Genomic DNA, 17,474 nt, shown 5'->3' on the forward strand with positions numbered 1-17,474 from the left:
GCCGGGGCTCGGCCAGGGCGGGCAGGTCCTCGGTGGCCTCCCGCCGGCGGTCCGGGTCGAGGGGCCGGTCCAGCGTGACGAAGACCGCGCCATGGGGTTCGCCGCCCGCCGGAACACCGGGCCCAGGTGGAAGGCGCGTGCGTCGGCCATGGTCACCACGCTCCCCGGCGGACCAGATGGCGGCGGAGCTTCCCGGTGGGGGTGCGGGGCAGCGACGGTACGAAGCTGACGCCGCGGGGCACCTTGAAGGCGGCGAGGCTCTCGCGGGCCAGGCAGATGAGGTCGGCCTCCAGGCCGACGGGTATCGGGGTGACGGGGACGACGAAGGCACGCAGCCGGCCCGCGCCCCGGTGGTCGGTGACCGCGGCGACCGCCACCTCCCTCACCGCCGGATGGGTCCGCAGCAGCGCCTCGACCTCGAGGGGGGAGACGGTGATGCCGCCGACCATCTCCATGTCGTCCGCGCGGCCCAGGTGGGTGAAGGTGCCGTCGGGGTTGCGCCGGGCCCGGTCCCTGGTCGCCAGCCAGCCTCCGACGAGGGTGCGGGCGGTCTCCTCCGGCCGGCCCAGGTAGCCGGTCGTCACCGTCGGCCCGCGCACCCACAGCTCGCCCTCCTCGCCGTCGGGCAGCGGGCGTCCGGCGTGGTCGCGCACCTCCACCTCGAAGCCGGGCACGGGGCGGCCCACGGTGCCGGGGTGGTTGTGGTCGAAGCTGTTGGCGCAGAAGGCGTGTCCGGCCTCGGTGGAGCCGATCTGCTCCAGCACGGGAGCGCCCAGCAGGTCGGTGATCCGCCGGCCGAGCCCGGCGGGCAGGACCTCCCCGGCCGAGACGGCGGCCCGGACGGAGGCGAAACACGCCTCGTGCCCGTCGGCGCGCTCCGCGACCAGAGCCGCGTACTGGGAGGGCACCGAGTAGAGCAGGGTGACCCGGTGCCGTACGACGAGCTCGTCCACGGCCGAGGGGTTCGGGCGGCGGTCCACCAGGACCGCGGAGGAGCCGGAGAACAGCGGGAAGACGAAGGCGTTGCCGAAGCCGTAGGCGCAGAAGAGCTTCGACACCGACAGGGTGACGTCGTCGGGGGTGATCCGCAGCAGTCGGCGGCCTATCAGGTCGTGGTACGCCTTCGGGTCGCCGTGGCCGTGCACGACTCCCTTGGTACGGCCGGTGGTTCCGGAGGTGTACTGGATGTAGAGCGGGGTGTACGGGCCGGCCTGGTGGGCGGTTGTCGTGGGCGGTGCGGTCCGGGTGAGCGCGACGAGCTGGTCGGCGCCGAGCCGGCGGTGACGCGGGAACCGGTCGTCGGGGCCCGGCCCGGACACGCAGAGCACGGCTTCGGTGTCCTCGGCCATGAACCTCAGTTCGGGCGGGGTGAGTTCGGGGTTGACCAGGACGGCGACGGCGCCGAGGCGCGCGGTGGCGAGGAACGCCGTCACCCAGGCGACGGAGTCGGGCAGCGCGAGCAGCACCCGGTCGCCGGGGCCGACGCCGTGGTCGGCGAGGACGGTGGCCGCGCGGGCGGCGAGGTCGTGCACCTGGCCGTGGGTCCAGGTGCGGTGGCCCTGGTGGAAGGCGGGCCGGTCGGTCCACGCACGCCGCTCGGCGAGCGCGGCGAGCTGGGCCGCGAGGTTGCCGGGCGCCTGGGCGTCGGCGGGTATCAGCGTGGCCTGGGGTGTGGTCATCGGGCCGGCTCCTCCTCGCTGGCCGGGGCCGCTGTGTGCTCCCGGTGGGCGCGCATGGGGGCGGCGGTCTTCAGCAGCATCTCGTCGTACTCGGCGGCCGGGTCGGAGCCGAGGACGATCGCGCCGCCGGCGCCGAGGTGCAGCAGGCCGTCGGCGATGACGGCGGTGCGGATGACGATGCTCAGATCGGCGCCGCCGCTGCAGCCGAAGTAGCCGAGGGCACCGGAGTACACCCCGCGCGCCTCGGTCTCCAGGGCGTCGATGATCTCCATGCTGCGCAGCTTGGGCGCGCCGGTCATGGAGCCGCCGGGGAAGCAGGCGCGGACGCAGTCCACGGCGTCCGCGCCCTCGCTCAGCCGCCCCTCGACGGTGGACACCAGTTGGTGCACGGTGGCGTGCGTCTCGGTGGCCATGAGCCGGGTGACCCGTACGGATCCGGTCTCGCAGACGCGGCCGAGGTCGCTGCGGAGCAGGTCGACGATCATCAGGTTCTCGGCGCGGGTCTTCTCGTCCACGGCCAGCGAGTGCCGCAGCCGGGCGTCCTGCGCCGGGTTCTCCCCGCGGGGCGCGGTGCCCTTGACGGGTCTGGCCTCCGCGACGCCGTCCCGGGTGATCCGCAGGAACCGCTCGGGTGAGGACCCGGCCACGTCGAGGTCGCCGAACCTCAGGAACGCCGCGTAGGGGGCGGGGTTGACGCGGCGCAGCGCCCGGTAGAAGGCGTAGGAGTCGCGCGGTGCCGGTAACCGCACGGCGTTGGTCAGGCAGACCTCGTAGCTGATGCCGACTCGGAGCGCTTCCTTGCATGCCTCGATGTCCGCGAGGTACGTGGCCCGGTCCCGGACCAGCCACGGCTCGGCAGCGGTGGGGTCCGGCCCGGGTTCCTCGCTCGGCGGCTCGGTCGCCGTGTCCTGTCCCGCGACGAAGCTGAGCTGGGCCGTCGCGGCGTCCAGCCACTCGGTGGCCTCCTGGGTGGCCTGCGGGGTGTCCTCGGCGAGGCAGACCGCGTAGGTGGCGCCCTCCTCGTGGTCCACGGCGATGAGGCGGTCGGCGAACAGCCAGCAGGCGTCGGGCGTCCGGGCCCGGTGGCGGTTCGCGGAGCCGCAGTCGGCCTTCGTCTCGTAGCCGAAGTAGCCGACATAGCCGCCGGTGAAGTCGAAGGGCAGTCCGGTGGCATCGACGCGGCGGGTGGCGAGTTGCCGCTTGAGGTAGTCGAAGACGCTCGCGCGGACCTTGCGCGGGGGCCGGCCGGCCCGTTCGACCTCGCACACGCCGGCGTCCACGTCGTAGCGCACGAACTCGGCGAGGGGGCCGCTGCCGTCGCCGAAGAACGAGAAGCGGGCCAGGCCCGGTTCGACGCGCGAGCTGTCCAGCCAGAATGCGCGCGGGGCGTCCTCGTACATCCGGGCGAAGGCGGCCTCGGCGTCGACGGCGCCGGCCAGGCGGCGGTAGTGCAGCCGGTGGGCGGGGGACGCGGCGCGGCGGGGGCCCGGGACGGGCGCGGAACGCGGGATCGTGGTGTTCTTCGTACGGGGCCTGCGGGCGCGCTCGGCGGTGAGGTTGCGGAAGTTCACGAGCAGGCGGTGGCCGTAGTCGGTGAGCACGGACTCCGGGTGGAACTGCACGCCCCACAGCGGCCGGGTGCGGTGCCTGAGGCCCATCACGACGCCGTCCTCGGCCCAGGCGGTGGCCTCCAGGGTCTCCGGCAGCGGTTCGGTGACGGCCAGCGAGTGGTAGCGCACGGCGGTGAAGTTCTGCGGCAGCCCGTGGAACAGGTCCCGGCCGTCGTGCCGGACGGAGGACAGGTGCCCGTGCCGGGGCTGCGGTGCGGGCGCTATGCGGCCCCGCTCCCCCGCCGCTATGCCCTGGTGGCCGAGGCAGACGCCGAGCACCGGGATGCCGGCGTCGGCGATGATCCGGGCGGCGATGCCGAAGTCGCGCGGTTCCGCGGGGTGTCCGGGGCCCGGCGAGATCACCACGTTGTCGAACTCCCCCAGGTCCGGCGCGGCGTCGGCGGGGGTGTCGTTGAGGATCACCACCGGCCGCTCGCCGTTGACCTCGGCGATGAGCTGGAACAGGTTGTACGTGTACGAGTCGTGATTGTCGATGAGCAGGGTCTTCACCCGCCCACCTCCCTTGCGTCGTTCTCGGGCCTTACACGGTCCGCCGTTTGTGCCGTCCACGGAGCGCCTGAAGCGGCGGATACAGCCATTTCTTGAAGAAATACTGGAGTCGCGGCATCAGAATCCAGGTGACGAGGGCCGTCACACACAGGCACAGCAGCAGAGTGCGGATGAGAGGGTTCAGGCTGCCGAGATGGGGGAGCACTGTCAGATTGAACAGGAGCACGGGCGGGAAAACCGCGCTCATATTCACGAACCACAACTTCCATTTCGCCGGGGGACCCGGCACGGGCGGGGCGGGCTTCCGCGGTTCCCGGGAATCGAACCAGATCTTGGAACCATGAACACTCCGTCGTCCCGTCTCCCGGGCGAGCCCTTCCGCACCGGGCCGTCCACTGGGCCCAGGCGAGCGAGTTCTCCCAGGCGCGGGCGGAGCCCTCACCGTCGAAGCGGTAGATCACATGCCACTCCGCCTCTCCGTCGACGAGCGCCCCACCACCGAGAAAACCAGGCTGCTGAGCGGTCGCACGCAGCACGGCCCACCCCCACGAGTGGAAATCGGCCGCACGGCCCGCCGCCACCTCATATGCGACGGTGACGGTACCGGGATTTCTGGTCACAGCATCGAGTACGAAGGAAGACCACCGCAGGTTCAAACCTTCAACGAAGGTCTTTTCGAGTGTCCGGAACGTAACTCTTCATCGCCGTTTGGTCCGCCTTGCCGCCTTCTGGCGATCCATACTGCAAGCAACGTCCTTCGAATCCCTGAAACCGCTTGCCATGGATTCGGAAATCACCGGACAATCACCGCCCGCAGCCTCTGCGGTCAGCAGATCCTGGGGAGCTGTTCCCCGAGCGGCATGTCGACCACCCGGGTGCCCCCCAGGCCGGTACGGGCCACCACCATGCCGGGGTGGTCGCGGACCACCTCGCCGATGATCGTGGCCTCGGCGCCGCGCGGGTGGGCACGCATCGCCTCCACCACCGCGTCGGCGTGCTCACGCGGTACGAACGCCACCAGCTTGCCCTCGTTGGCCACGTACATGGGGTCCAGGCCCAGCACGGCGCACGCGTTGGCGACGGCCGACGGGACGGGGACCTTGCGCTCCTCGATGACCACACCGGCGCCCGCGGCGGCGGCGATCTCGTTCAGCGCGGCCGCCAGCCCGCCCCGGGTGGGGTCCCGCAGCATGTGCAGGTCCCGGGTGACGGCGAGCATGGCGTCGACCAGCCCGCCGAGCGGCGCACAGTCGCTGACGACCTCCACGCCGAACTCCAGCCCCTCCCGCACGCTCATGATCGCCACACCGTGCACGCCGATCGCGCCGCTGACGATCACGACGTCCCCGGGGACGACCCGCTGCGGCCGCAGGTCGACGCCGGCCGGGATGAGCCCGATCCCGGCGGTGTTGATGTAGATGCCGTCGCCGTGGCCGGCTTCCACCACCTTCGTGTCGCCCGTCACCACCTCGACCCCGGCCGCCCGCGCGGCCGCGCCCAGGGTGTCGGCGACCCGGGTGACCGTGTCGAGTTCGACGCCCTCCTCCAGGATGAACCCGCAGGAGAGGTAGGCCGCCCGGGCCCCGCTGACCGCGAGGTCGTTGACGGTGCCGTTGACGGCGAGGTCCCCGATGCTGCCGCCGGGGAAGAACAGCGGCCGCACGACGAAGGAGTCGGTGGAGAAGGCCAGGCGCAGACCGCCGAGCGACAGGGCGGCGGCGTCGCCGAGCCGGTGCAGCACCTCGCCCCCGAACGCGGGCGCGAACACGTCCTGGACCAGCTCCGCGGACAGGGCCCCGCCCCCGCCGTGGCCCATCACGATGCGGGACTGCTCGCGCAGCGGGGCCGGGCAGGTCCAGGACGCCGGGTCCGGAAGCGGTGCGGTGATGTCGATGGCGTCAGACAACGGAGGTCGCCTCCCGGGCCGCAGGGGTGGTGTCCAGGCGCCGGTAGAGGTAGTACGCGGCGCAGGCGCCCTCGCTGGAGACCATGGTGGCGCCGAGCGGGGTGCGCGGGGTGCACACGGTGCCGAACGCCTGGCACTCGTGCGGCTTGAGCAGGCCCTGCAGGACCTCGCCGCTGCGGCAGGCGGCGGGCTCCTCGGTCCGGATGCCCTCGACCGAGAACCGGTACTCGGCGTCGTAGTCGCGGTACTTGGCGGACAGCCGCCAGCCGCTGTCCGGGATCACCCCGATGCCGCGCCAGGAGCGGTCGACGACCTCGAAGACGTCCTCCAGCATGGCCTTGGCGGCCGGGTTCCCCTCGGGGCGGACCGCGCGGGCGTAGGCGTTGTCGACGGTGTGCTCACCGCGCTCGAGCTGGGCCACGGTCCGGCGCACGCCCTCCAGGACGTCGAGGGGTTCGAATCCGGTCACCACGATCGGGACCCGGTGGCGCTCGGCCAGCTCCGGGTACTCGTCGATCCCCATGACGCTGCACACGTGTCCCGCGGCCAGGAAGCCCTGCACCCGGCACTGCGGGGAGCGCATGATCGCCTCGATGGCGGGGGGCACCCGCACATGGGAGACCAGCATGCTGAAGTTCGGGACACCGAGCTTGCGCGCCTGGTACACCGTCATCGCGTTGGGAGGCGCGGTCGTCTCGAAGCCGATGCCGAAGAACACCACCTGCCGGCCGGGGTTCTGCCGGGCGATCCTGAGCGCGTCGAGCGGGGAGTAGACGACCCGTACGTCGCCGCCCTCCCCCCGTACCTGGAACAGGTCGCGTCCGGTGCCCGGCACGCGGAGCATGTCACCGAAGGAGCAGAAGATCACCTCGGGGCGGGAGGCGATCTCCAGTGCCTTGTCGATGACCTCCAGCGGGGTCACGCACACCGGGCAGCCCGGCCCGTGGATCAGTTCGACCTGGTCGGGCAGCAGTTGGTCGATGCCGTGGCGGATGATGCTGTGCGTCTGTCCGCCGCAGACCTCCATCAGCGCCCAGGGCCGGGTCACCGTGGCGTGGATCTCGTCGAGGAGCCGGCGTGCCAGATCCGGGTCCTGGAACTCGTCGATGTACTTCACTTCCGCGCCTCCTCGCGCGCGGGCGGCAGCGCTCCGCCCGCTTCCGCGGCTGTTTCCCAGGGGTCGCCGAACTCCTCCTGCAACATGCCGAGTTCGGCGAACAGCTCGAGCGTCTGCTTCGCGGACTCCTCGTCGAGGCGCTGCAGGGCGAAGCCGACGTGGACGATGGCGTACTCGCCGACCCGAAGGTCGGGCAGGTACTCCAGGCACACCTCCTTGACCACACCGCCGAAGTCGACGGTGGCCATCCGGGTGCCGTCGCGTTCCTCGATGTCCAGCACTCTGCCGGGTACCGCCAGGCACATGGGCCTCTCCTCGCTGTGGGGGGTGCGTCGCCCGGCGCTGCCGGGACGGTCGGTCAGTCGGGGCCCGCCCCGGCGCGTGCGGCCACGACGAGCTGTCCGAGGGCCAGGCCCCCGTCGCCCGGCGGGACGAGGTGGTGGCGCAGCACCGTGAAGCCGTCCGCGCCCAGGGCCCGCGCACACGCCGAGGAGAGCGGGGAGTTGAGGAACACGCCGCCGGTCAGGGCGACCGTGTCGACGTGGTGCCGCTCCCGCCCGAGCGCACAGACGCGGTGCACGAGGTGGGCCACGGCCCGGTGGAAACGGGCCGCGATCAGCTCCGGCCCCGCGCCCGCGCGGAGGTCGTCGACGATCGCGGCGAGGACGGGCGCGGGGTCGGCCAGGAGCGGGCCGCCGTTCTCGTCCGGGCCGCGGTCCCTCCCCCGGCCGACTTCCGTCTCCGGGCCGTCGCCCCTCTCCGGGTCCCGTACGGCGAACGCGTACGCGGAGGTGTCCCCCGCGGGGGCCCGCAGTGCGGCGGCCTCCAGCTCGACGGCGGCCTGGGCCTCGTATCCCGCCCGGTGGCAGACGCCGGCCAGGGAGGACACCGCGTCGAACAGCCGGCCCATGCTGGAGGTGGGCACACAGTTCAGGTTCCGTTCCAACTGCCGTGCCAGCACACGGCGTTCCTCGATCGGACAGGCCGTCACACAGGGCAGGTCCCCGGACCAGTCGAGGCCCGCGGCGCGCAGATGCGCGAGCGCCATGCGGTACGGCCGGTGCACCGCGGTGTCGCCGCCGGGCAGCGGCACATAGGCGAGGTGTCCGAGGCGGGTGAAACCGTCGTAGTCGGCGAGCAGGAACTCCCCGCCCCAGACCGCCCCGTCGTCGCCGTAGCCGGTGCCGTCGAAGGCGACTCCGAGCACCGGCCTGCTGCCGTCGAGTCCGTTCTCGGCCATCGCGGCGGCCACGTGGGCGTGGTGGTGCTGGACCCGGACCACGGGGCGGCCCGCCGCGTTGCGGGCCGCCCACCGGGCGGAGCGGTAGGCGGGATGCCGGTCCGCGGCCAGCAGCCGGGGCCGCACCGGGGTGATCGACTCCAGTTGGGCCACGGCGCGTTCGAAGGCGTGCTGGGTGGCGAGGTCGTCCATGTCGCCGATGTGCGCGGACAGCCAGGCCCGGCGGCCCTCGCCGAGACAGCACACGTTCTTCAGGTCGCCGCCGACCGCGAGGGCGGGGCGCACGGGCACCGGCAGGTCCAGCGGGAGGGGGGCGTAGCCACGGGCGCGGCGCACGATCAGCGGCCTGCCGTCGCACACGCGCACCACGGAGTCGTCGCACGGCACCTGGATGGGCCGGTCGTGGACGAGCCAGGCGTCGGCCAGGTGCGCCAGCCGTTCGAGCGCCTCGTCGTCGTCGGTGACGATCGGCTCGCCGGAGACGTTGCCGCTGGTCATGACGAGCAGTCGGGGCCCGTCGGGGTCGCCGGGCAGGCCGAGCAGCAGATGGTGGACGGGGGTGTACGGCAGCATGACGCCGAGGTCGGGGCTGCCGGGTGCGACGGCCTCGGCGGGCCGGGGGGCCGTGCTCGCGGACGCCAGGCGGCGCAGCAGCACGATGGGCCGGACGGCGCCGGTGAGCAGGCCGCGCTCCTCGTCGGTGAGCCGCACCAGATGTGCGACGCCGTCCGGGTCCCGGGTCATCAGGGCGAACGGCTTGTCCCCGCGGGCCTTGCGGCCGCGCAGCCGGGCGACGGCGGCGGGATCGGTGGCGTCGCAGGCCAGGTGGTAGCCGCCCAGGCCCTTGACGGCGAGGATCGCACCGGTGGCCAGCAACCTGCGCGCCCCGGCGACGGGGTCGGTGTCCGTGACCTCTTGCGGCGGGCCGCCTCCGTCCCGGGGGCGGACGAGCAGCCGCAGGCGGGGCCCGCAGGAGGGGCACGCGACCGGTTGCGCGTGGAAGCGGCGGTCGGCGGGATCGGCGTACTCGCGGGCGCAGTCCGGGCACAGGGGGAAGCCGGCCATGGTGGTCTTCGCCCGGTCGTACGGCAGGCCGGTGACGATCGTGAACCGGGGGCCGCAGTGCGTGCAGGTGATGAAGGGGTGGCGGTGGCGCCGGTCGGCGGGGTCCGCGAGTTCCCGCAGGCACGCGGCGCAGGTGGCGGTGTCGGGCGGGATGAGCGTGCCCGCGGGGCCGTCTGTGCGGGAGGCGAGGATGGTGAACGTGGTGTCGCCGGTGGCGGGCACGTCCTGGTGGTCGACGCGCTCCACGCGGGCCAGCGGTGGCGCGTCCTCGGCGATGCGGTCGCAGAACCGGCCGACGGCCGCGGGCGTCCCCTCGACCTCCACGACGACACCGTCCGGGGTGTTGGTCACCTGCCCCGACAGGCCGAGGGAGGTGGCGAGGCCGTGGACGTACGGCCGGAAGCCGACGCCCTGGACCACGCCCCGCACGGTGACCCTGCGGCGCAGCGGGGCCTGGACGGCGGCGGCCGTCGCGGGCGAAGCGCTCACGAGCGGGACTGCGCCAGGGCGCCGGCGTGGTCCGTGTGGTCATGGCTGTGGCCGTGGGCCGGCCGGGCCATGACGGGTGTGTGCGGGGGGCCGTCGTCCGCGGCGGCCAGGGCCCGGTCGAGCAGGGCGCCGAGCCCGAGGTCCCGGCGGGCGGAGGTGAGCAGCACCTCCACCCCGGGGTTGACCTGCTCGACGTTCGCGCGGAACGCCGCCAGGTCGAAGGCGACGGCCTCGGCGATGTCGGTCTTGGTGACCACCACCAGGTGGGCCAGGCCGAAGGCGGTGGGGTACTTCAGCGGCTTGTCCTCGCCCTCGGTCACGGAGGCGAGCACCACGCGCAGCGTCTCCCCCAGGTCGTAGGAGGCGGGGCAGACGAGGTTTCCGACGTTCTCCACGAACAGCAACCGGGTCGCCTCGGGCAGCCACCCGTGGAGGTGCCGGGCGAGCATGTCGGCCTCGAGATGGCACAGTCCGTCGGTGAGGACCTGCTTGACCGGGACGCCCGACCGGGCCAGGCGCACCGCGTCGTTCTCGGTGGCGAGGTCGGCGGTGAGCGCCGCGACCGGCACGGAACGCTCCCGGGCCAGCGTGAGTTCCCGTTCCAGGAGGGCCGTCTTTCCGCTGCCCGGGCTGGACAGCAGGTTGACGACGGCGGTGCCGCGGGCCGCGAGGTCCGCCCGCAGGGTGTGCGCGGCCTGGTCGTTCTTGGCGAGTACGGCCTGTTGCAGGTCGACCACTCGGCACATGGTTCAGCGCTCCTCGGGGACGGTTTCGCGGGTGGGTGCGGGCGTCCGGGTGTCCTCCCAGTGCACGCTGACGATCTGGAGTTCCCGGCCCGACAGCAGATCGATGGCGCCGCCGTCGCACCGCGGGCAGCTCAGCAGGGGTGGCATGCCGACGGCCCATTCGTGCGCGCACGGCTCGCAGCGGGCCCGCCCCGGCACCTCCTCGGTGACGAGTTCGGCGCCCTCCAGCACGGTCCCGGCGCAGGCCAGTTCGAAGCAGAAGGACAGGGCGTCGGGTACGACACCGGCGAGTTCGCCCACCTGGAGCCGTACCGAACGCACGGCGGTGACGTCACCGGCCCGCTCGGCCGCCTCTTCCACCTGGCCGATCACCGCCAGCGCGATGGACATCTCGTGCATGGGTCTCCGTCCCGGCGAAGGCCGGGTCCCCGTCCCGTGGGGACGGGGACCGCGTGCGCGCCGCAATCCATTAGAGGTGAGGCGCCCCGGGCCCGTGGACCGGCACGCCGTCACCGCCCGGCGGCGTACGCCGTTCGCCGCACAGCAGCTCCTCGATCAGCCGGACGGCCTCGGGGACCGCGGCGGACACGGGCGGACTGAGGCCGACGCGCTCCTCCACCGAGGCCGGTTCGCACCCGACCACGAGCGTGCGACGCGGCGGCACGGCTCCGGTTCCGGCGCAGAGCGTGCTCAGCAGGGCGAGTACGGCGTCGGGGGTCATCCGGTGGCCGTCGATCGCGACCCCTTGGAGCGCGTCCGCGCCCGTGTCGTCGTGTTCGATGACGTACAGGGTGCCGGGGGCCTCGCCGCGCGCGGTGGCGTCCACCAGGACCAGGGTGTCGTAGCCGTCGAGGAGCTGGTAGGCGAGGTGCACGCCGCGGACGCCGATGTCCACGACCTCGACGCCGGCGGGCAGTCGGCGGCGGGTGAGCGCGCGGACGGTCTCCACGCCGAAGCCGTCGTCGCCGAGGAAGACGTTCCCGATGCCGGCGACGAGAACGGTGCCGCTCACAGGTGCTCCTCCAGCGGGGTGACCTCGTCGGGGCGGAAGTAGTGGAAGGTTCCCCGCTCGCGGCGGACGTCGGCGCCCGGGTCGTCGTCCACGGTCACCGCCAGGTGGACGGAGCCGTCCACGTCGTGCCGCAGGGCCTCGACGGTCGCGGGACGGCCCCGCAGGAACACGTCCTGGGCGTCGGTGCGCCGCTGCCCCGGGTTGAGCCGCACCCGGCTTCCGGGGCCCACCGGCCGCCCGTCCACGAGCACCCGCTCGGTGTCCGGGGCGTCGCCGGGCTCCTCCGCCGGGTCCCACCACGGCGTGCCGGCGCGCGGAGCGCCCTGCGCGTCGATGCCCGGGTGGTCCTCCAGGACGACCGGTGAGGACAGCATCACGTCCGCGTGGCCGGGTTCACCGACGAGGACGGGCCAGGTGTGCAGATTGCGGCAGGAGGCGATTGCGGGCCTGGCCCATTCCGGGGGATCGCTCATCGACAGGAAGGAGCCGGCGCTCAGGCCCATCAGCAGATGGGTGGAGAGCAGGGAGTGCGGCAGGGCGGCTCCCCGGTCGGCGGCCTGCCCGGCCTCGGGCGCCCAGGTGCCGGTGTTCTCGACCACGGCGGTGAGGCGCAGGACGGGGCAGGGCCCCTCCATGCGGTGGGCCGACAGCCGCAGCAGGCCGCTGATCTCCTCACCCCGGCGGACGGTACGGCCGAGGACCCGGCCGTCCTCGCCGGAGATCTGTTCGCACTCCTCCGCCGCGGGGCGGCCGAAGGCGACCAGGACCCCGTCGCCGCCGGTCAGCTCGTCCACCGTGACGACCGCCTCGACGCGCTCCTCGGTGCCCTCGTCGCAGGGCGCCAGGAGGCCCTCGCCGACCCTGAGTTCGGGCACCGTCTCGAACTCGCCCGTGGGCAGCGCCCGTTGGACCGTGCGCCGCCGGGCGCGCAGGAAGCGCAGCTCGACCGCGAGGGTCGCGTCGGGCCCGGGCTCCATCAGGCATTCGGTGTGCTGGAAGTCGTAGTCCTCGCTGCCCGCGCCCCAGGCGGGGGGTACGAGTACGCCGCACTGCCTGCGCAGCCGGGTGCCGGGGGCGGAGGTCCGGTACGGGTGGAGCGGGCAGCCCTCGAAGAGGACGGCGTCCGCCACCTTCCGGGCGAGGGCGAAGCGGGCCTCGGTCTGCGGGGCGAACGCGGTCACGCTCATGGCGGTCCTTCCTGTGGTGCCGGCTCAGAGCCCCGGACGAACGGGGCGCCCGGTCAGGGAGTGGGCTCCTCGGCGGCCTCGACGCGGAGGGGGTCCGCCGCCGTCCGGGGGCCGGTGGGGAGGGCGAGGTGCGGGGGTGTGCACGACGGCTTCTCCTTGCGGACGAAAGCGCGCCTGAGGGCGTGGTAGGAGGCGTCCGGGTCGTGGAAGACGCGGTGCATCGCGGCCAGCTCCCGTTCCCGGAAGGCCGACAGCGGCTCGGTGCTCTGCTGGCGCTCCAGCGCCTCCTTCTTCGCCGCGATCCGCGTCCGTGTCCCCGGCAGCGACGCCAGCCGCGCCGCCAGCCGGCCGGTCTCCGCGGCGAAGTCCTGCGGCGCGCAGTCGATCACCCGGTCGACCAGCCCGAGGCCGTGGGCGCTCGCGGCGCTCATCGGCAACGCCTCGCCCACGATCCGGTCGGCCGCGGCGGCGCCCGCCCGGCGGGGCAGCGTGTACGTCCAGTACTCGGAGCCGGTGAGGCCCATCAGCCGGTAGTGGGGATTCAGTACGCAGCCGGAGCGGCACCACACCTCGTCCGCCGCCAGGGCGAGCATCACGCCGCCCGCCGCCGCGTTGCCCGCGAGCGCGGCCACCACCAGCCGGTCCGTGGTCGTCAGGACCGCCTCGACCAGGTCGTCGATGGCGTTGATGTTCGCCCAGGACTCGGCCGCCGGGTCCTCGGCGCCCTCGATGACGCCCAGGTGGATCCCGTTGGAGAAGAAGTCCCGCTGCCCGCCGAGGACCAGCACCGAGGTGGGGCGCGCGCAGGCGTCCCGGTAGGCGTCCAGCAGGCGCCGGCACTGCGTGGTGCTCATCGCGCCGCCGGGGAAGGAGAACGACAGGAAGCCGGCGCCGCCCTCCTCGCGGTAGCGGATGTCCGTCCAGGTGGGCCACCGCGCGCCCGGGGGCACGGGCAGCTCCGGGAGCGAGGGCAGCCGGTCGCCGAGTGCCTGCACGGCGGGGAGTTTGAGTGAGCGCGGCTGCCCCGGGCGGCGCCGCCGCCGCAGCTCGGGGATCCACACGGCGCCGTCCCGGGTCGCCCGGCAGATCGCCCCGGCCCGGGTGGCGAGCAGTTGCCCGGGGGCGCCGCACAGATCGTTCTCGGGGTGGCCGCCGTGCAGGTACCACTCGTCGCCGAGCAGCACGTCCAGCACGCCGGGCTGCGAGTCGGCGGCGCGGAGCTTGCGCACCACGGTGTCGGTGGTGTCGGCGTCCCAGTCGATGCGCCGCACGCTCTGGTCGAGATACGGACGGGTGCGCGCCGTGTCCTGGCGTACGGGGGCGTGGGTCCCCGACGCGAAGCGCTCCACGGCGAGGAGGACGGCGGCGAGGGCGGCGTCGGCGATCTCGCCCCGGTACAGGTCGCTCTTGGACAGCGGCGGGAGGGGGCAGGCGACGGACGCCCACACCGCACCGGCGTCCATCTCCTCCTCCGCCTGGAGGACCGTCACGCCCCACCGCTCGGCGCCCTCCTGGACGGCCCAGTCCAGGGAGGACGGCCCCCGGTCCCCGACGGGACCGGGGTGGACGACGAAGCACGGGTACGCCTCCCACACCTCCCGGGGGATCGCCGTCCTCAGCATCGGCGCCAGGACGAGTTGGGGGGCGTGCCGCCGTACGGCCCGGCTCAGCGAACCGTCGGGCAGGGCCAGTTCCACGGCGACGGTGTGCCCGCGGTCGCGCAGTTCGGCATGGACGCGCTGGGTGAGGCTGTTGAACGCGCTGGCCACGAGCAGAATGTGCACGGCGTACTCCCGGCGGACGACGGTACGGACAGATGTGCCCGGCCGTCTGCGATCGTCGGCCACGCCCCCTCGGCCGTCCCCGTAGACAGGCGGCAGGTTCACTCGAAAGGCGGGTATCGGGGCCGCCACTCGGCGGCGGGCACGTCACGGGGACTGTTCCGGAACCGCCACCCTCCGTGACGCCCCTCGCCTCCCGGGGCACGGCAGTGTAAACATGGCACATGGTCCGGCTTCCGGGGCGACCCGGTACCCGTTCGCCCCGTCGTCCCAGCGGTGTGCGCGCACCCGCGCACGACCGCCCTCCAGGGGCGTCCGAACAGGGCCCGGGGCGAGCCCCGCGCCGTTCGCTCGCCCGCCGCGAGCGGGAGGCGAGCCGGTCCGGTCGGCGGCCGGGGGCGGGACTGCGGGCGGTCCTGGGCGGGCGCAGCGTCGCCGGGCAGGTCTTCGTCCTGCAGGTGGTCATCGTGCTGCTGCTGGTCCTCGCGTCGGTGGTGGCGCTGGTGCTGCAGGTGCGGCACGACACCACGCAGGAGGCCCGCCACCGCTCCCTCGCCGTCGCCGAGGCGTTCGCCAACGCGCCGGGCACGGCCCAGGCGCTGAGCAGCCCCGACCCCACGGCCGTGCTGCAGCCGCGGGCCGAGGCCGCCCGCACGGCGGCGAAGGTCGACTTCGTCGTCGTCATGAACACCGACGGGATCCGCTACACCCACCCTCGACCGGACCGCATCGGCAAGAAGTTCGTCGGGGACATCCGGCCGGCGCTGGCCGGCGGCACCGAGATCGAGGAGATCAACGGGACCATCGGGCGGCTGGTGCAGGCGGTGGTGCCCGTCAAGGCGCCCGACGGCAAGGTCGTGGGCCTGGTGGCGGCCGGGATCACGACGGAACGCGTGGGCGGCGCGGCGAACCGGCAGCTCCCGCTCGTCCTGGCCGCCGCGGCGCTGGGCCTGGCCCTGGCCACGGCGGGAACGGCGCTGGTCAGCAGGCGGCTGCTGCGCCAGACCCACGGCCTGGGGCCGCGGGAGATGACCCGCATGTACGAGCACCACGACGCGGTGCTGCACTCGGTGCGGGAAGGGGTGCTGATCCTCGGCGAGGACGGCGACCTGCTGCTCGCCAACGACGAGGCGCACCGCCTGCTCGGCCTGCCGAAGGACGCCGAGCGGCGGCATGTCTCCGAGCTGGGCCTCGCCCCGGAGACCGCCGCCCTCCTGGCGTCCGGGCGGGTCGCCACCGACGAGGTGCACCTGGTCGGGGACCGGCTGCTGGCCGTCAACCAGCGGCCCACCGACGTGGACGGCGGCCCGCTCGGCAGTGTGGCCACGCTGCGCGACTCCACGGAGCTGCGCGCCCTGTCCGGCCGTGCCGAGGTGGCGCGGGAGCGCCTCAGCCTGCTCTACGACGCCGGCCTGGGCATCGGGACCGGCCTGGATGTGACGCGTACCGCCGAGGAGCTGACCGAGCTGGCCGTCCCCCGGTTCGCGGACTTCGCGAGCGTGGACCTGTACGACGCGGTGCTCGGCGGTGAGGAGCCGGAGGCGGGGACCGAACTGTGCCGCACGGCGTTCAGCGGCATCCGCAAGGACTCTCCCCTGTACCCGGTGGGCCGGCGGGTCCATTGGGTCCCGTCCGCTCCGCAGGCCGTGGGCCTGCGGAGCGGACGGGCGGTCCTCGAGCCCCGTCTCGCCGAGGCCCCGGGCTGGCTGGCGCAGGACACCGAGCGGGCGGCCCAGGTGGTGGAGTACGGGATCCACTCGCTGATCACGGTGCCGGTGCGGGCGGGGACGCTGATCCTGGGCCTGGTCAACTTCTGGCGCTGCGAGAAGCCCGAGCCCTTCGACACGGAGGACCTGGCCCTCGCCGAGGAGCTGGTCGCCCGCGCCGCGGTCTCCATCGACAACGCGCGCCGGTTCACCCGCGAGCACAGCATGGCGGTGACGCTGCAGCGCAGTCTGCTGCCGCGGACGCTGCCCGAGCAGGGTGCCCTGGACATCGCCTACCGGTACCTTCCGGCGCAGGCGGGGGTGGGCGGAGACTGGTTCGACGTACTGCCGTTGTCCGGAGCCAGGGTGGCGCTGGTGGTGGGCGACGTCGTGGGCCACGGGCTGCACGCCGCGGCCACGATGGGGCGGCTGCGCACCGCGGTCCACAACTTCTCCGCGCTGGACCCGCCGCCGGACGAACTCCTGGGGCTCCTCGACGAATTGGTCGGCCGCATCGACCAGGACGAGGCGACCGACCCCGGCAGCGCCCCCGTGACGGGTGCGACCTGTCTGTACGCGATCTACGACCCGGTCTCCCGGCGCTGCACGCTGGCCCGGGCCGGCCATCCGCCGCCGGCCGTGGTCCGGCCGGACGGGAGCGTGGAGTTCCCCGACATTCCGGCCGGTCCCCCGCTCGGCCTCGGGGGGCTTCCGTTCGAGACGGCCGACCTGGAGCTGGCGGAGGGCAGCCGGCTGGTGCTGTACACCGACGGGCTGGTCGAGGACCGGAACCGGGACATCGACGACGGCCTGGAACTGCTGCGCACCGCGCTGGCCGGTGCCGGGCCGTCGCCGGAGGACACCTGCCGGGCCGTGCTGGAGTCGGAGTTGCCGGACCAGCCGAGCGACGACATCGCCCTGATCGTCGCCCGCACCCGGGCCCTTGCCGCCGACCGGGTGGCCGAGTGGCAGGTGCCGACGGATCCGGCGGCCGTCGCCGAGGTGCGGGCGACGGTGACCCGGCAGTTGGCTCGGTGGGGCCTGGAGGAGCTGGCGTTCACCACGGAGCTGGTCCTCAGCGAGCTGGTCACCAACGCGATCCGGTACGGCAGCGCGCCGGTGCGCGTCCGCATGCTGTACGACCGCAGCCTGATCTGCGAGGTCTTCGACGGCAGCACCACCTCGCCCCACCTGCGGTACGCGGCCATGACCGACGAGGGCGGGCGCGGCCTGTTCCTCGTGGCCCAGCTCACCGAACGCTGGGGCACCCGCTACACGCCCAGGGGCAAGGTCATCTGGGCCGAGCAGCCGCTGCCCTGAGGGGCGGACGCCCCGTTCGTCCCCGCGCTCTCTTACCAGTCTCTTGCCCGCCGTACGGGTGACCGGACGTCAGGCCATCTGATAGGAAACCTTCCTAACAAGCACG

The 17,474-nt window shown here is 73.7% G+C and carries 12 protein-coding genes and 1 pseudogene; 1 reads left to right on the plus strand and 12 read right to left on the minus strand.

Translation table 11 applies throughout. The annotated features are described in order from the left end of the window. Window positions 1–152: 152 nt before the first annotated feature. The 12 genes and pseudogenes from ACZ4SW_RS19050 to ACZ4SW_RS19105 form a co-directional block, all read right to left on the minus strand. Complete coding sequence (locus tag ACZ4SW_RS19050; RefSeq protein WP_468244467.1) at window positions 153–1,679, minus strand: AMP-binding protein; 1,527 nt, start codon at window positions 1,677–1,679, stop codon at window positions 153–155. Continuing rightward, on the minus strand, window positions 1,676–3,799 hold the full coding sequence (pabB, locus tag ACZ4SW_RS19055) for an aminodeoxychorismate synthase component I (protein ID WP_468244469.1): 2,124 nt from the start codon (window positions 3,797–3,799) through the stop codon (window positions 1,676–1,678). The genes ACZ4SW_RS19050 and pabB overlap by 4 nt, the downstream gene beginning before the upstream one ends. Window positions 3,800–3,830: 31 nt before the next feature. Continuing rightward, window positions 3,831–4,419: pseudogene (locus ACZ4SW_RS19060) on the minus strand (hypothetical protein). Between the two features lie 206 nt (window positions 4,420–4,625). Next, complete coding sequence (gene hypE / locus ACZ4SW_RS19065) at window positions 4,626–5,705, minus strand: hydrogenase expression/formation protein HypE (RefSeq protein WP_468244472.1); 1,080 nt, start codon at window positions 5,703–5,705, stop codon at window positions 4,626–4,628. Next, window positions 5,698–6,822 (minus strand): hydrogenase formation protein HypD, encoded by a 1,125-nt coding sequence (hypD, locus tag ACZ4SW_RS19070; protein ID WP_468244475.1) that lies wholly within the window; start codon window positions 6,820–6,822, stop codon window positions 5,698–5,700. The genes hypE and hypD overlap by 8 nt, the downstream gene beginning before the upstream one ends. Continuing rightward, window positions 6,819–7,127 carry a HypC/HybG/HupF family hydrogenase formation chaperone gene (locus ACZ4SW_RS19075; protein WP_468244478.1) on the minus strand — a complete coding sequence of 103 codons (309 nt, stop codon included), beginning with the start codon at window positions 7,125–7,127 and terminating at the stop codon, window positions 6,819–6,821. The genes hypD and ACZ4SW_RS19075 overlap by 4 nt, the downstream gene beginning before the upstream one ends. A 53-nt stretch (window positions 7,128–7,180) precedes the next feature. After that, window positions 7,181–9,616 (minus strand): carbamoyltransferase HypF, encoded by a 2,436-nt coding sequence (gene hypF, locus ACZ4SW_RS19080; protein WP_468244481.1) that lies wholly within the window; start codon window positions 9,614–9,616, stop codon window positions 7,181–7,183. Further along, entirely contained in the window at window positions 9,613–10,362 is a 750-nt protein-coding gene (gene hypB / locus ACZ4SW_RS19085; protein WP_468244484.1) for a hydrogenase nickel incorporation protein HypB, read from the minus strand. The genes hypF and hypB overlap by 4 nt, the downstream gene beginning before the upstream one ends. Window positions 10,363–10,365: 3 nt before the next feature. Continuing rightward, window positions 10,366–10,761: a hydrogenase maturation nickel metallochaperone HypA gene (gene hypA, locus ACZ4SW_RS19090; RefSeq protein WP_468244486.1), complete on the minus strand. Its 396-nt coding sequence runs from the start codon at window positions 10,759–10,761 to the stop codon at window positions 10,366–10,368. A 70-nt stretch (window positions 10,762–10,831) separates the two neighbouring features. After that, window positions 10,832–11,374 (minus strand): hydrogenase maturation protease, encoded by a 543-nt coding sequence (locus ACZ4SW_RS19095; protein ID WP_468244489.1) that lies wholly within the window; start codon window positions 11,372–11,374, stop codon window positions 10,832–10,834. Then, a complete protein-coding gene (locus ACZ4SW_RS19100) occupies window positions 11,371–12,561 on the minus strand; it encodes a hypothetical protein (protein ID WP_468244492.1) in 1,191 nt (396 codons plus the stop codon). The genes ACZ4SW_RS19095 and ACZ4SW_RS19100 overlap by 4 nt, the downstream gene beginning before the upstream one ends. 53 nt (window positions 12,562–12,614) lie before the next feature. Continuing rightward, window positions 12,615–14,345 (minus strand): enoyl-CoA hydratase-related protein, encoded by a 1,731-nt coding sequence (locus ACZ4SW_RS19105; protein WP_468244495.1) that lies wholly within the window; start codon window positions 14,343–14,345, stop codon window positions 12,615–12,617. A gap of 221 nt (window positions 14,346–14,566) precedes the next feature. Between ACZ4SW_RS19105 and ACZ4SW_RS19110 the strand changes: the two genes are divergently transcribed. Then, complete coding sequence (locus ACZ4SW_RS19110) at window positions 14,567–17,368, plus strand: SpoIIE family protein phosphatase (RefSeq protein ID WP_468244498.1); 2,802 nt, start codon at window positions 14,567–14,569, stop codon at window positions 17,366–17,368. Window positions 17,369–17,474: the final 106 nt, after the last annotated feature.

It is taken from the genome of Streptomyces sp. NPDC028331, assembly GCF_055565775.1.

What these genes read in the sequence shown, in the direction of transcription:
- ACZ4SW_RS19050 (WP_468244467.1), bottom strand. Translation starts at nt 1,679, where the DNA reads ATGACCACACCCCAGGCCACGCTGATACCCGCCGACGCCCAGGCGCCC.
- ACZ4SW_RS19075 (WP_468244478.1), bottom strand. Translation starts at nt 7,127, where the DNA reads ATGTGCCTGGCGGTACCCGGCAGAGTGCTGGACATCGAGGAACGCGAC.
- hypB (WP_468244484.1), bottom strand. Translation starts at nt 10,362, where the DNA reads ATGTGCCGAGTGGTCGACCTGCAACAGGCCGTACTCGCCAAGAACGAC.
- hypA (WP_468244486.1), bottom strand. Translation starts at nt 10,761, where the DNA reads ATGCACGAGATGTCCATCGCGCTGGCGGTGATCGGCCAGGTGGAAGAG.
- ACZ4SW_RS19100 (WP_468244492.1), bottom strand. Translation starts at nt 12,561, where the DNA reads ATGAGCGTGACCGCGTTCGCCCCGCAGACCGAGGCCCGCTTCGCCCTC.
- ACZ4SW_RS19110 (WP_468244498.1), top strand. Translation starts at nt 14,567, where the DNA reads ATGGTCCGGCTTCCGGGGCGACCCGGTACCCGTTCGCCCCGTCGTCCC.